Consider the following 12,384-nt stretch of genomic DNA (forward strand, 5'->3'; position numbering starts at 1 on the left):
GCGCCATGGACACGGCCCCCGGATCTGTACTACAACGGATGAACACATCCGTTCGGCATCCCCATGCAGCGAGCGCCTGAACCCCGAGGAACCGCCATCATGCAGCAGAGATTTCATCTCCCGCAGTGCCATTCTTTCACCGGAACGTTCCTGGCCGCACTCCAGGGCCTGGGGATGGCGCTCGTGGCCGCATGGATGATCCTGGCCCCGCCCCCGGCCCAGGCGCAATCCCCCGCCATGACCCTCAAGGTCGGGCAGATCAGCGACTCCATCGCCTTCTTCCCGATCTTCGTCGCCAAGCAGCAGGGCTTTTTCAAGCAGCAAGGCCTGGAAGTCGGCGATATCCCCCTGCTGGGCACCGGCGCCAAGCTCGCAGCCGCCCTGCAATCCGGCAGTATCGACGTGGCCGGGGGCAACGGCACCGATCCGCTGAATCTGTACCGCGCCAATAAAAGCACCCGGATGATCGCCCAGCTGGTGAACACCTACTATGTGGACATCATCACAGGGCCGTCGTTTTCCGGGCCGCCCGCATCCGCTACGCTCCAGGACAAGGTCCAGGCCCTGAAAGGCAAGAAGATCGGCATCACCGGTCCGGGCAGCGGCACACAGGCATTGGTGAATTTCCTGCTGGGCACCGCCGGCCTGCAATCGGCCACGGACGTCACGCTGGTGTCCCTGGGGTCCAATATGACGGGGGCGCTGGGCGCGCTGAAAACCGGGCGCGTCGACGTTCTGTCCTTTCCGCAGCCGGTCGGGCAGCAAGCCGAGGCCACGCGGATCGGACACATCTACATTTCGCCCGCGCGCGGGGACATCCCGCAGTTGAAGACCGTCGTGCACGGCGTCGTGTTCACCACCCAGGCGGTCCTGGATGCCAAGGGGCCTGCGGTCACGGCCTTCGTGCGCGGCATCGCCGATGCCGAGCGCTTCATCCACCAGGACGACCCCAAGGCCGTCCGCGCCCTGTTCAAAGCCTACCGCCCCACCATGAACGATGACACGGTCGACCGGCTGCTGTCCATCCTGCGCGCCGAGATCCCCCGGACCCCCGCCATCAGCCAGGGGGAATATGACCGGGAAGTCAAATTCAATCTGGATTCGGGCCTGATCACCGAAGCGCCCGACTACGCCACCATGGTCCCCGCTCAATGGATACAATCCGCGCTGGGCGGCGCCCACTGATGACGGCGGCGTATCTCATCCAGGATGTCCACAAACACTTCAGAAAGGATGACCAGGAGCTGGTCGCCCTTCGAGGCGCGAATCTGACCGTCGAGGAAGGCGGCTTTCTGGTACTGCTCGGACGCAGCGGCTGCGGCAAATCCACGCTGCTGAACCTGATGGCCGGCCTGACCACCCCCACGGCAGGCACGCTCAGCTATCGCGGACATGCGCTATCCGGCCCCCTGGGCGCCGTCGGCTATCTTACCCAGCAGGACACGCTGATGCCCTGGCGCACCGTGCGCCGGAACATCGAAATGCCGTTGGAAATCCAGGGAATCGCCCCCTCGGCCAGGGCCCCGGTCGCCCAGCGGCTGATCGACCGGGTCGGGCTGTCCGGCTTCGAGCGCCACTACCCCCGCGAGCTCTCCGGCGGCATGCGCCGCCGCGTCAGCCTGGCCCGCATGTTGTGCGGCAATCCGGAAACCCTGCTGCTGGACGAACCCTTCGGGGCGCTGGACGCCCAGTTGCGCGGCGACCTGCAACAGCAACTGCTGGAGCTCTGGGCGGACAGCGGGCGCACCGTGGTGTTCGTGACCCACGACATCGAAGAGGCCCTGATGCTGGCCGACCGGATCGTGGTGCTGGGACCGCTGGGCTCCATCGGACTCGACATCCGCATCGACCTGCCCCGTCCCCGGGATGCCGACGAGATCCGCCTGCATCCCGACTATCTGAATCTCTATCGGGCGCTGACGCACGCCCTCCGACAAGCCAGCCGATGACACATCAGGGATCCTCTTCCATGTCCAGCCCGGATCGCCGCCCTTCCCCCCCGTCCCAAGGCCCCCTGCTGATCCCGCTGAACCGCAGCTGGTGGCAGCGCAACCGCCGCCGCGCGCTGATCCTGGCGGCCCGGCTGCTGGTGCTGGCAATCTTTCTGGGCGTCTGGGCCGGCCTGTCGGGAGCAGTGCTGGATCCGCAATTCTTCGGCTCGCCCCAGGGCGTCGTCGCCATGCTGATTCAATGGACAGCCGACGGCACGCTCTGGCGCAACACCTGGATCACGCTCCAGGAAGTCGTCCTGGGCTTCCTGCTGGGCGCGGCCTCGGGGGCCGCCCTGGCCTACCTGATCGCCACCGTCAAGCCGCTGTGGGATGTGCTGATTCCCTACATGCTGGCGCTGTATTCCGTCCCGAAAGTCGCCGTCGCCCCTTTGTTCATCATCTGGTTCGGGATCGATCTCAGCATGAAGGTCCTGCTGGCCGCCATTTCGGTCTTTTTCCTGGTGTTCCTCAGCACCGCCGCCGGCGTCCAGAATGTGGACGAGGGCCTGAAGAACGCGGTGCGCATGATGGGCGGCAGCCGACGGGACGTGGCGTTGAAGGTCACCCTGCCCGGCTCTGTGGCCGGCCTGCTCACCGGCCTGCGGATGTCCATCCCCTACGCCCTGATCGGCGCGGTGATCGGCGAGCTGGTGGCCTCGAACCGCGGGCTGGGCTTCCTGATCAACGATGCCTCGGCCCAGTTCAACACCAGCGGCGTCTTCGCCGCCCTGGTGGTGCTGGCGACCATCGCCGCCGTGCTGAATATGCTGGTCAACAGCGTGGATCAATGGGCCAATCGCTGGAAGCCCATCGATTCGGACCACGAATGAAGCCCCGCCCCGCCGGGCGGGCGACGCCCGTCAGAACTCGTCGTCGAACACCACGCCTTCGTCGGTGCGGCGCATGACGCCGACCTTGTAGGCGGCGATGTCCTGTTCCTGGGGCGACGCCTGGGTCTTGCTGATGTTCAGCCACTTTTCCATGTATTTCAGCGGGTTGGACGGCGGAAATTCATAGCGGTCGGTCTTGATGCCCACGGTGTTGTAGACGTCCTTGGCGCAATACAGCGTCCAGGCCGACAAGCGGTCCGCATTCATGCCCACCAGCTCGCGCCCTTCCGAGAACAGGTACTGGATCCAGTCCAGTTCGCTGTCCACGACTTCGGCGATCAGGGCCTCGATTTCAAAGTGGCACTGCTCGAAGGCCTTGCGCCCCCGTTCCGTGCGCAACTCGTTGCGCAGCACGGCGCGGTCCAGTTCGGCGTGGATTTCCAGTTCGTCCTGGGCGATCTTCTGGATGGCCTTGCCGATGGGCTGGAACATGCCAGTATCGCAGATGGCGAAGGTCACGGCAAAGGACGCCATGAACTGGATGCGTTCCATGCAGAACAGCGCCACGACCATCATGAACACGGTATTGTAGGTGTCCTGGTCGTTCTCCAGATTGCCCAAGGCGTACTGGTGGGAGGCCTCGTAGCCGTCGCCAAAAGCCTTGACGACGCGCGACAGCCGGTCGTGCGCCTGCTCGACGCTGAGGATCTCATCGATGATGGCGGAGGGATCATCGAAGGAATTGCGCACGATTTCCGAATAGGTGGCCGCATGCACGACCTCGTTGTCGGAAATGCGTTGCCAGGCGGCCCACAGCTCGGACGAGGTGATGAACGGCGCCAGCACCGGCGCGATGGCGCGGGACGCCACGCTGTCGGCCTCCCACTGCCACGCCAGGGTCTTGACCATCATGTCGTAGGTCGCGCGCGGGCAGCTCTTGAAGTCCGCATTGCAGGACGAATAGTCGAATTCGTTCTCGTCCCAATCCAGGGACTTTTGCGTCTTGTACAGGGCCCAGATGTCCGGGTAGTGACGGTTGATGGTGTCGAACAGCCCCTGTTTTTCGCCCAGGAAAAGCAGCGGCTTGGCGTAGTCCTGTTTCTGGTAGTTGAATACGTTGTCAGACATGATGCGGTCTTCCGATGGAGAACAGGCGCACGGCACGCCGCACCGGAAAGTGCGTCGTGCCGTGCGCGAATGAATTTACAGCGTGCAGCCGCCCTGGCACATGGGATCTTCGTCCAGGCTGGTCACGGGCTGCGGCGCGGCCGACAGCTGGATACCGGCCGTGTCGAGTTTCACGAAACCCTGGGCGGCGGAGAAATCGGCGACTTTCTTCATGCCCGCCGAAGTCTTCTGGTTCATGTAGTACTTGGACTTCAGGCCCATCTTCACGCGATACAGATAGTTCTGGATCATTTCGGTGGACTCGATGCTGGCGTCGCCGATGACCTTGCGGTAGAAGTCGGCCGAAATCCCCTGATCCGTCCATTTCTGGATGATGGCGTAGATATCGGTCATGTCCTGGGCGGAGACTTCCCAGGCCGATTCATACCACTGGCCCAGGGTATCGCCTTCTGGAGCCGCCCAGTAGTTGACCCGCTGGTTGTCGGTCTTGATCATCGTCAGTTCGCGGATGGGGTAGACGCCATTGGTGGTGCCGGACGAATTCGCCGAGGTTTCCGTGGGCATGTGCGCCGCCACCACCGAATTGCGGATCCCGCCATTGGCGATGATGTCCGCCCGCAGGGCTTCCCAGTCATAGTGGTTCTGGAAATCGGCGACCTTGTCCACGTTGGGATTGTAGGTGTCGATGGGCAGCCAGCCCTGCGGCCATTTGGTCTTGTGCATCCAGGGGGCGTTGCCCAGTTCCTTGCCCAGCTGCAGGCTGGCCCGCACCAGGTGGTAATAATGGCGTTCGGCCACCCAATGGATGAACTGCTTGCCGCTGTCTTCGGTATAGCGCTTGTGGTTGCGGGCCATCAGGTGCGCCACGCCCAGCATGCCGACCCCGGCGTTCAGGCGGGCCTTGGACGTCACGCCCACGTGAGGCAGCTCGTAGTCGGCCAGATGGATGCACTTGTCGATCATCAGCAAGGCATAGTAGGCGACTTCCTCGTATTGTTCGTCGGATTCGATGTTCGACACGACGATGCCGGCCAGGTTGCAGGTGGCGACCTCGGGCGAGGAATAACGCACGATGCGCGCGATCCGCCGGCCATCGGCCAGCACGTCGCCCGCCGTCAGGTCTTCCAGGTAGGCCATGCCCCGGGCGGTATCCACCGCCCCCGTGCCCGGCCGCAGCGTATGCAACTCGCCGTCGGCATCCTCGAATTCCACGAAGGAGGCGTCGGTCGTCTGGTAAAGCTCGGTGATGTGGTTGTAGGGCGCCGTGGGCAGCGCGATTTCAGAACACAGATTCGAGCTGTAGATCGTGCCGGTGAACGGCGTGTGGCGATTCATCTCGTAGATGTTGTGCTCGTAGACGCGCCCCGTCTCGTTCCACTCGTTGATGGCCGTGATCAGCAATTCCCGCGCATTGACGGTCTGCTTCTTGAAGTCCGGGTCCTGTTCGTACTGCTCGTACAAGGCCTCGAAACGGGATTCGTCATCGCTGTACAGCGCCTCGTACAGATCGGGCGCCGTATGGCAATTGAACAGGAAGATGTTTTCGTTGCGGGCGACCTTGCGGGCGAAGAAACGGTTGCCGCCCCAGGAATAATCCATGCCGCGGATCTTGCGGTCCTCGGTGGACATGGGATTCTTCAAGCGCAGCAGGGTGTCGATTTCCGGATCGAAGATCGAAAAATAGCTGGTGCAGGCGCCGCCCCGGCCATTTTGCAGATTCGCCTTGATCTCGGCCACCACCGCACGCAGATACGGCAGTTTTCCCTGGTGGCGGATCACGCCGCCGCGCACCGGGTCATTGACCGACCGGGTTTGCAGATACGAACCGATGCCCGCGCTCATGTAGGTCATGGTGTTGGCGATGTGGTTGCCCACGGCGATCGAGCGGGCCGAGTCGCCGGACGCGTACAGGCAGCAACTGGCATAGCCGCGCAGCGGCGTGCCCAGGTTGATGTGGTTGGGCGTGGGCGCGTTGATGCGGTTCTTCGACAGGTGTTCGTAGAATTTCGCCACGTCTCGCATGCGCCGCTCGCGGGGCTGGTCCACGGCCAGGGCCATGGCCATGCGCATGTAGACGAACTGCGGGGTTTCGTAGTGGATACCCTTGACCCGGTCGGAAATGGCGTATTTCGACCGGTGCGTGTGGATCTGGTAGTGGGCGTATTCGAAGTCCCGCGTGTGATCGATGATGCCTTCGACCTGGAAGTATTCCTCTTCGGAGTAATCCAGGCGTTCCATATAGCCCAGGCCTTCCAGGCGCCGGTGCAGCGTCAGCACCGTGGGAAACGCGCCATCGCAGACATCCTTCAGTTCTTTCTGGGCCAGCGCCGCATACAGGCGGCCCGCCATGCGGTTGTAGGACCAGGTGTCCGCATCCAGGCAATGCCGGATGAGCTGCATCTGCAGGAATTCCGAGGAACACTCCTCGGGCATGTTGGTGACGGTTTCCAGCACCACGGAGGGCCAGTCCACGCCGTCGCCCAAAGTGGTGGCGCCCCATTCTCCCCAGCCGTTGAGTTTCGACGGGATGAAGGGCTCTTTGCGTCCATCGCGCTTGATAACGGTCTTGATCATGTGAGTAGTCTTCTTTTGGTGGGTGGATAAGGAAACATAGGGTGCCGAGCGCCATTCGGACACCAAATCTTGTGCATTCAACCTAGAAAATATACTACATATAGTGATTTAAAAGCCACCCATCAGAGCCCCGGAATCACCGGAAAATGACCGGAAACCAAAGGGGACGGGGTTTGCGCGGCGCGAAAAACTTGATCTCAAGTTGTTTCCGGAAGCCCGCCGGAGCCCTTCGGGAAGGGGCCGTCCAGGCCTTGCGCAACCAGGGTCTCGAAATCCGCGGCCGGCACCGGAGGACTGAACAGATACCCCTGCCAGGCATGGCAATGATGGCGCTGCAGGAATGCGCGCTGCGCTTCGGTTTCCACACCCTCGGCAATGACGCGCAGGCCCAGGCTCAGGCCCAGGGCCACGATGGTGCGGGCAATGGCGGCATCGTTCGGATCGGTCAGCACGTCGCGCACGAAGCTCTGGTCGATCTTCAATTGATCCAGGGGCAGGCGCTTCAGGTAGGCCAGGGAGGAATAGCCCGTCCCGAAATCATCCAGCGAAAACCCGACGCCATGGCTCTTCAGACGCGCCATTTTCTGGATGGTCTCCTCGACATTCTGCAGCAACAGGCCTTCGGTCAGTTCCAGTTCCAGCCCATGGGCATCCGCTCCCGCGCCGGCCAGCGCCGCCAGGACCTGTTCGACGAAATCCGGCTGGCGGAACTGCCGGGGGCTGACATTGACCGCCACCCGGATCGCGGACAGGGTGGGATGATCCGCCCAGGCGGCCAGCTGGCGACAGGCCGCGCGCAGCACCCAGTCCCCCAGCGGCAGGATCAGGCCGCTGTCTTCAGCCAGCGGAATGAACGATGCCGGCGGCACATAACCATCCCGCGGGTGCTTCCAGCGCAGCAAGGCTTCGCACCCGATAATGCCGCTCTGATCGAGCTGGGGCTGATAGAACAGTTCGAACTGATCATGATCCAGCCCCACCCGCATATCCAGTTCCAGCGACACCCGTTTATGCACCACGGCCTGCATGCGCGGATCGTAGAACTGCAGCGTGTCCCGTCCGGCGGCCTTGGCCTGATACATGGCCAGGTCAGCCCGCCGCAACTGCTCGTCGGCCGCCGTTTCCTGGCCCTGGAACAAGCTGGCCCCCATGCTGACGCTGGAATGGCAAAACTCATTGTCCAGCAGATAAGGCGCCCGCAAGGCTTCCAGGATCCGGCGGCCCAGGTCTTCCGCCCGGGCGGCAGCTTCCTCGGGCTGGTCCGACAGATCTTCCAGAACGACGACGAACTCATCGTCTCCGTGCCGGGCGATGGTATGGGAATTCTGCAGATGCGCCCGCAAGCGGTCCGCCACTTGTCGCAAGAGCTCGTCGCCCGCGTCGTGGCCGCGGGTTTCATTGATGGTCTTGAAGTGATCCAGATCCAGCATCAGCAAAACGCCGTAACGGCGCCGACGGGCGCTGGCTGCCAGCGCCTGCTGCAGACGGTCCAACAGCAGGCGGCGGTTGGGCAGTCCTGTCAAAGGATCGTTGTAGGCCAGATAGCGGATTTCCTCCTCGGCCATCTTGCGCAGCGTGAGGTCTTCCAGTGTCACCAGATAATCCGTCCCCAGCCGCAAGCCGGATAGCGCCACCGTGCGCCATTGGCCGTCCCGGCAACGGATCTGGCATTCCAGCCCGGCCCGGGACTCGCTGCCATCGGCCACATGCCGCCATTGATGCTCCCAGGCGCGGCGCAGCGCCCTGCGCGTCGGCACGTCGGGAATGCTCAAAGCCCACCAGGATCGGACGTCCGGCGCCTGGTCCTCCGCGTAGCCGCAGATCTGCAGGAACCGCCGGTTGCGAAAGACGATGCGCTGGCCCTGCTCGACCAGGCAGACCCCCACCGGCAGGTGGTCCAGCAGACTGAGCAAGCGCCGTTCGCTGTCACGCAGCGCGTCTTGCATGCGCCGGCGTTCCGTCACGTCCTGAATCACGGCGACATGATAGTCGGGGGCGGCCCCGGGCTGGCGGATCGGCGACACCGTCAGCAGCACCCAGACGGGATGGCCGTCCTTGTGCATCATGCGTTTTTCCATCTGGAATTCCTGGATCTCGCCGGATCGCACCCGGGCCATCTGCGCCAGATCGGCCGGCAGATCGTCCGGATGGCTCAGCGACTGGAAGTCGTACTGCAGCAATTCCGCCTCGGTATAACCCAGAATGGCGGCATATCTCCGATTCACCCGCACCAGTTTTCCCGTCACCATGTCGCTCAGGGAGACCCCCACGGCGGCCTGGTTGAAGACGGCGCGAAAGCGCTCTTCGCTGTGCTGCAAGGCAACGTTCGTGCTGACCGCCTGGGATACGGCCCGCTGACGCAGCCCGCACAGCACACAGGTCAGGCCGGCCAGCAGCAGCGACAGGGCTCCGCCGGCCAGCCCCATCCACCAGGGCAGCCGGCGCTCCTCGGCCGAAGCCAGAGTCTGCGTCTGGGTGAAATCCAACTGCCAACGCCGATCCAGGACGTCCAGGACGCGGGTTTCCCGCCGGGGGTTCGACATCTCCCGGGGAGCCGGGTCCTGCGCTTCCCCCAAGGTCGTCGCGCCCTGCCCGATGCCGGGCGATCCCGGGGATTGCGCCTCCCGGAGGCCGATATCCGTCAGACGCAATGACACGCCGCGCAAGAACCCCGATGCCCGAACGGCATCGAGCATCTGATTGACACGGATGACGGCAGCCACGGACCCGATGAAATCCGATTGGGAAGCCAGACCGGCGGCACTGCGGAAGATCGGATACCGCAACAGGAAACCGGTCCGGTCCCGAGCCTCCTGGAGCAGGAGAAACGGCGCGGATGCCGTCGGCAAGCCGGTAGCCCGCCCTGCCAGCAAAGCGGCCAGATTGGCCGGCTGCGAGGAAATCTCCAGGCCTTCGACGCCCTGGTTGCCTTCCAGGGGCCACAGATATTCCACCACGTAATAATCCGCCTGCCGGCGCAAAGGGTGGATGCCGGCAAGGCCTCGCAGCCGCATCTGATAGGCAGGCAGGTCGGCCGCCCTGACCCATCGCACGAAGGACAGATTGATCAGTTCCGGATAATGCGCGCGCACATCATGCCCGGCCACCACGCGCTCGAATTGATCGCGGCGAAGATCGGGATCGATCAGGAACACGTCACGCAAACCGGCCACGATCTCGCGGATGGCGACGATGCGCTGGGCCAGCGCATCGGTGGAGGATCGGACCTCTTCAGAAAACCGGATCTGGGAAACCGTATGGACTGCCTGAACCTGATGACGCACCAGGCCCGCCGTCAAGGCCAACCCCAGCAGCGCCACAAGCAAGCCGGGCCACCATTGCCTGAGCGCCAGACGGGATCGGACTGCCGACATGCATTGCACTCCAGGCCAGGAAACGCCCGATGTCCAGGGCGCCATATGGACGATGCCCGCAACAGGCACAAGCGCACAGCATAGCGAATTTTACGAAAGACGACACCCGCTGAATGCGGGCATCACCACAGCACGAAAAACAACAGCCAGGCCCAGACAAAAGGCAGCAGCCCCACGGCCACGGCGCCGACCGCCCCACTCTTGCGCCAGATACTGTCCGTGCGCAAACCGGCCAGGCGCCACTCGAAGCGCAGGCTCCAGGCCAGCGCCAGGGCCAACATGGTGAAGCGGACCGGATTGGCCCATCCCGTCGCCACCCCTTCATGCTGCAGCAAGGTCAGGGTCGTGGCTGACAACCCCAGAAACACCCCCACCCCGGCGGCGGGGATCAAACCCTGGGCCAGCTTGTGAACACCCGCCAGACGGCTGCGCAGCAATTGGCCGGCCGCGTCGCGCACTCCGGGACGCGGGGGAGCGGCCGGCAACAGGCGATCGGCCAGCCACAGGCCGCCAAACGTCGCGCCGCCCACCACGCCCGCCGCCCCGAAGATGAACAGCAGGATGACCGTGCCGTCCAGCCAGCTGAAACTGTCATTGACCTGGGGATAATGCGTGAGAATGAACCATGGAGCATTGTCGGCCAGCGGCCAATACACGTCCCGGTTGACCAGCCAGGTCGCCATGGTCTGCTTGAGCGTGACGAACCAGGGGCTGGCGCTCCAGAGAAACGCGCCCACGGCCAGACCCATCAGGCCAAACACGATCAGCATCGTCTGCCAGCCGCTGCCCTCGGCCACCTGGACGATTTCCGCTTCCGGCGAACGCGGCGACAGGGTGATGGCGCCCCGGTAGTCACTGCAGCGGCCGCACATATGGCAGTCGGCGGCCCCTTGCATATTGCGCAGCGGCAACAGAGGCGCGCAGTTGATGGACTCGACGCGCCGCACCGGCGCCCGCCAGGCCTGGGCATCCACCCGGTAATACCAAGGAGCCAGCTTGCCCAGCAGATTGAACACCCCATTGACCGGACACAGGTATTTGCACCACACCCGCTTGTTGCGCCCATACAGCCAGCCCACGATCATAGCCGCAATCGTGGAGCCTCCGAGCACGGCCGCCACGGCCCAGGGATACTGATAGACGCTGACCAGCTGGCCGTAGATCGTCGTCAGGCTGAAAGCCACGAACGGCCAGCCGCCCCAGCGCATCCAGCGGGGAATCGCCCCGCCCCGTCCATGGCGGCTGGCCCATTCGGTCAGGGCGCCTTCCGGACAGAACAGACCGCACCAGGCGCGGCCGAACAAGGGGATCGAGACCAGGACGAAAGGCCACCAGACGCCCCAGAAGGCGAACTGGGCCACGACGGTAAGATTGTTGAAGACGGATGCGCTGCGGTCGGGCAGCGGCAATATGGCGGGAATGACCAGCAGCGCCACGTACACGCCGACGATCACCCACTGGATGCCGCGGATGGCGCGCTGATGGTCGCGCAGGAAATCGCCCGCCCGCGCCACCTGCGCCCGAAACCCTTGCCCACGAGAAACCGACCCCATCATGCCTGTGTCCTGATTGCGCCTACCGAACGCACAAGGCGCAAAGCGTATACCGAGGATACGCCGCGCGCAAATGCGGCCTCAGGTGGATGCCGGCACCCCGGCCCGTCCGGAGGCGGGTCCCGAAGCCCGGCGCAACAGGCCGATCACCACGACCCAGTATCCCAGCCAGATCAGCACCTGCGACAGCGCGGGGTAGGCGCGATAGCCGGCGAAATCGGCCAGAATCTTGCCCAGGCCGCCTTCGGTCCCCAGCAGCCCGCTGCTGTCCCAGATCGGGTCCACCAGAGCGGGCAACGCGCCCAGGGAGATCAGGCGGTCGGTGGCGGATACCAGCAGGGCGCCGGCCAGCAGGAGCAGCAGGATTTCGGTCAGTTTGAAAAACCGCCGCCAGGTGATGATCCGACCGCCCAGCTGCAACAACCAAAACGTCAGCAAGGCCACGGCAAAACCGCCCGCGCCTGCCAGGACCATGGGCCACAGCCGGCCGTCCTGCTGCGAAGACAGGACCGTGCCATATAGAAAGACCACGGTCTCGCTGCCTTCGCGAGCCACGGCGATCATGACCAGCGCCAACAGCCCCCACCAATGGTTTCCGCCGATCTGCGCGGAGGCCCCGGTTTCGAGTTCCCGGCGCAGGCCGCGCCCATGATGACGCATCCAGACCACCATCTGCACCACCAGGGCGCACGCCGCCAGCGCCATCAGCGCCTGGAACCATTCCTGCCCCGTGTCGGACAGCCATGACGCCATACCCAACAGCACCAGGGCCAGGGCGCCGGCCAGCAAGAGCCCGGCTCCCACCCCGCCCCAGAGCCAGGGCAGGCCGCGCCGCCCCTCGGGCGAAGCCCGGAGCCAGGAGTACAGGATGCCCACGACCAGCAGGGCCTCGACACTTTCACGCCAGACGATAAAGGCGACTTGTTCCATGGAT

General features: G+C 64.1%; 8 protein-coding genes. 3 read left to right on the top strand and 5 right to left on the bottom strand.

Annotated elements, in window-relative coordinates; genetic code table 11:
- Positions 1-99 precede the first annotated feature (99 nt).
- From WBG56_RS04105 to WBG56_RS04115, 3 genes are read left to right on the top strand one after another with little or no spacing between them, the layout of a single operon-like run.
- A complete protein-coding gene (locus tag WBG56_RS04105; protein WP_424265503.1) occupies positions 100-1,185 on the top strand; it encodes an ABC transporter substrate-binding protein in 1,086 nt (361 codons plus the stop codon).
- On the top strand, positions 1,185-1,949 hold the full coding sequence (locus WBG56_RS04110) for an ABC transporter ATP-binding protein (protein WP_424265505.1): 765 nt from the start codon (positions 1,185-1,187) through the stop codon (positions 1,947-1,949). Before WBG56_RS04105 ends, WBG56_RS04110 begins: the two co-directional genes overlap by 1 nt.
- Before the next feature lie 20 nt (positions 1,950-1,969).
- On the top strand, positions 1,970-2,821 hold the full coding sequence (locus WBG56_RS04115) for an ABC transporter permease (RefSeq protein WP_424265507.1): 852 nt from the start codon (positions 1,970-1,972) through the stop codon (positions 2,819-2,821).
- 30 nt (positions 2,822-2,851) lie between these two features.
- Here the strand turns inward: WBG56_RS04115 and WBG56_RS04120 are convergent, their stop codons facing one another.
- From WBG56_RS04120 to WBG56_RS04140, 5 genes are all read right to left on the bottom strand, one after another.
- Positions 2,852-3,949, bottom strand: coding sequence for a ribonucleotide-diphosphate reductase subunit beta (locus WBG56_RS04120; RefSeq protein WP_424265509.1), 1,098 nt, complete (start codon positions 3,947-3,949; stop codon positions 2,852-2,854).
- Between the two features lie 75 nt (positions 3,950-4,024).
- Positions 4,025-6,523 carry a ribonucleoside-diphosphate reductase subunit alpha gene (locus WBG56_RS04125; protein ID WP_424265511.1) on the bottom strand — a complete coding sequence of 833 codons (2,499 nt, stop codon included), beginning with the start codon at positions 6,521-6,523 and terminating at the stop codon, positions 4,025-4,027.
- Between the two features lie 197 nt (positions 6,524-6,720).
- Positions 6,721-9,897 (bottom strand): bifunctional diguanylate cyclase/phosphodiesterase, encoded by a 3,177-nt coding sequence (locus WBG56_RS04130; protein ID WP_424265513.1) that lies wholly within the window; start codon positions 9,895-9,897, stop codon positions 6,721-6,723.
- A gap of 122 nt (positions 9,898-10,019) precedes the next feature.
- Entirely contained in the window at positions 10,020-11,450 is a 1,431-nt protein-coding gene (locus WBG56_RS04135; RefSeq protein ID WP_424265708.1) for a 4Fe-4S binding protein, read from the bottom strand.
- A gap of 81 nt (positions 11,451-11,531) precedes the next feature.
- Positions 11,532-12,380, bottom strand: coding sequence for an FTR1 family iron permease (locus WBG56_RS04140; protein WP_424265515.1), 849 nt, complete (start codon positions 12,378-12,380; stop codon positions 11,532-11,534).
- Between the last annotated feature and the right edge of the window lie 4 nt (positions 12,381-12,384).

The sequence above is a fragment of the Castellaniella sp. genome (assembly GCF_049671645.1).
Classification (GTDB): domain Bacteria; phylum Pseudomonadota; class Gammaproteobacteria; order Burkholderiales; family Burkholderiaceae_B; genus Castellaniella.

What these genes read in the sequence shown, in the direction of transcription:
- WBG56_RS04105 (WP_424265503.1), top strand. Translation starts at nt 100, where the DNA reads ATGCAGCAGAGATTTCATCTCCCGCAGTGCCATTCTTTCACCGGAACG.
- WBG56_RS04110 (WP_424265505.1), top strand. Translation starts at nt 1,185, where the DNA reads ATGACGGCGGCGTATCTCATCCAGGATGTCCACAAACACTTCAGAAAG.
- WBG56_RS04115 (WP_424265507.1), top strand. Translation starts at nt 1,970, where the DNA reads ATGTCCAGCCCGGATCGCCGCCCTTCCCCCCCGTCCCAAGGCCCCCTG.
- WBG56_RS04120 (WP_424265509.1), bottom strand. Translation starts at nt 3,949, where the DNA reads ATGTCTGACAACGTATTCAACTACCAGAAACAGGACTACGCCAAGCCG.
- WBG56_RS04125 (WP_424265511.1), bottom strand. Translation starts at nt 6,523, where the DNA reads ATGATCAAGACCGTTATCAAGCGCGATGGACGCAAAGAGCCCTTCATC.
- WBG56_RS04130 (WP_424265513.1), bottom strand. Translation starts at nt 9,897, where the DNA reads ATGTCGGCAGTCCGATCCCGTCTGGCGCTCAGGCAATGGTGGCCCGGC.
- WBG56_RS04135 (WP_424265708.1), bottom strand. Translation starts at nt 11,450, where the DNA reads ATGGGGTCGGTTTCTCGTGGGCAAGGGTTTCGGGCGCAGGTGGCGCGG.
- WBG56_RS04140 (WP_424265515.1), bottom strand. Translation starts at nt 12,380, where the DNA reads ATGGAACAAGTCGCCTTTATCGTCTGGCGTGAAAGTGTCGAGGCCCTG.